The following is a 1,748-nucleotide window of genomic DNA, read 5'->3' on the forward strand; positions in this document are numbered from 1 at the left end:
TACAAATATAGAGACTTATGGTGAACGTCGTGAAAAGTTTGATGCAACGCTAGTGCGTTTTCTCCTAGGCCCCCTAATAAAACTGGAGCTTTCGGCCCCAATATTATAAGCTGTTATCAGAGGGGGCAATAAGTATGGGAAAGCACTTTAGCAAAGAAATACGCTTGCAAATCGTAAAGGAAGCACTGGCCGGCATTAAGGTGGGAACACTCGCCCGGATGTACGGTGTACACCCTGAGACTGTACGTGTTTGGGTTAGAGACCACCGTGACGAAATTAGTCAAGAGGAGATACCCGCAGCAGACGAGCATCTGCAAGAACTCCGTCGACTTCAAGAGGTGGAGGCCAAGTTCGAACAGGCAAAAAAGCTCCTGGGAGAAAAAGAACTGGAGAACGAGATCCTGCGAGAACTCGTAAAAAAGAAGAACCCCGCTTATCTGAAAGACTTGAAGTAGCAGAATCGTTTATTAAGCGGGGGCATGCAACAGCTAAGGTTCTGCGTACCCTGAAAGTTCACGAATCGACGTATTATGGCCGGAAGAAACGAGAGGCATCCCACACCGAAGAACGTGCTTCCTGCGGCCTAAAAGGGCGCCCTGTACCTGGATTTTCCTCTACGAACACGGGCCGGAAAGTTGCAGATGAACAGATTAAAGAATGGATGCTCGAACTCCTGGAAGGAGAAGAGCACGTTTATGGGTACAAGAATTTGGCGCTGTGCCTCCGCAGACAACGTGGACTGATTCTAAACAAGAAAAAGGCGTACCGCATTTGCAAGGAGCTAGGAATTCTTCAGAAACAACGAAAGAAAACAAGCAAACATCCTCGTAGGGTACCGAGAAACCGAACGGTAACCGGCGTGAACCAGCTATGGCAAATTGACATTAAATATGGGTACGTGATTGGGCGTCAGCGATTCTTTTTCGTGCTCAGTATCATCGACGTATTTGACCGCGTCGTCGTCGGGCAATACCGGGGGCCCGTGTGTGAGGCCAAGCACGTCGTGCAAACACTATGTCGTGCGCTGCAAGAACGCCTGAATCCCGGCGACAACTTACCTACCATTCGCACCGACAACGGGCCTCAGTTTGTCAGCAAGCTGTTTGGTGATACGTGCGAGAGTCTGGAGATCGTCCGTGAACGGATCCCGCCGCGTAGCCCGAATATGAACGCGTACATTGAGTCATTTCATAGCTTACTCGAACGTGATCTGTTCAGCCTGACGGAATTTATGACATTTGAAGAAGCTTATGAAGCACTTGATCGTTATATGGATTTCTACAACAACCGCAGAATGCATGGTAGCCTAAAGAGCATGTCACCATTCCAATTCTCAAAGTGGGTCATGACGCTGGAAGACCGATCAAAATATCATCGGGCGGTGTAATCACGCGAAATAGGAAGCAATTCTAAGAACGCATATTTTTTGGTGGGCATGACTCCGGATATAGGGGGCCTAGCCGATTTTGCAGGATTCTTATTCTGGTGAAGCGGTACATATCAAATTGCTGCATTTGCGCAGGATTTTGCTTACCGAATAGGCGTGTCTAGGGAAGTCGTACAGTTTTTCCGGAGTTCGCCTGCCGAATTGGTCTGCCTAGAGAAATTGTGCAGTTTTGCCAGTGTTCGTTTACCGAATAGGCGAGTCTAGAGAGTTCGTGCAGTATTGCAGGTTTTCCCCTATTGAATAGGCGCGTGGTGCGATTTGTTCTGCTATAACTGCTACACAGCAGGAAAAGCAGGGGTTC

Annotated in this window: 2 protein-coding genes; both read left to right on the forward strand. The window is 48.4% G+C overall.

Annotated features, from left to right (window positions below):
* Window positions 1-134: 134 nt before the first annotated feature.
* Window positions 135-455: a transposase gene (locus tag DQX05_RS30050; protein WP_119796888.1), complete on the forward strand. Its 321-nt coding sequence runs from the start codon at window positions 135-137 to the stop codon at window positions 453-455.
* An 11-nt stretch (window positions 456-466) separates the two neighbouring features.
* Window positions 467-1,387, forward strand: coding sequence for an IS3 family transposase (locus DQX05_RS30055; protein ID WP_119796889.1), 921 nt, complete (start codon window positions 467-469; stop codon window positions 1,385-1,387).
* The last annotated feature ends 361 nt before the right edge of the window (window positions 1,388-1,748 follow it).

Source organism: Paenibacillus thiaminolyticus (genome assembly GCF_003591545.1).
GTDB classification, from domain to species: Bacteria; Bacillota; Bacilli; order Paenibacillales; family Paenibacillaceae; genus Paenibacillus_B; species Paenibacillus_B thiaminolyticus_A.

Bases quoted from the DNA above. Each gene is read 5' to 3' on its own strand.
- DQX05_RS30050 (WP_119796888.1), top strand. From the start codon at position 135: ATGGGAAAGCACTTTAGCAAAGAAATACGCTTGCAAATCGTAAAGGAA.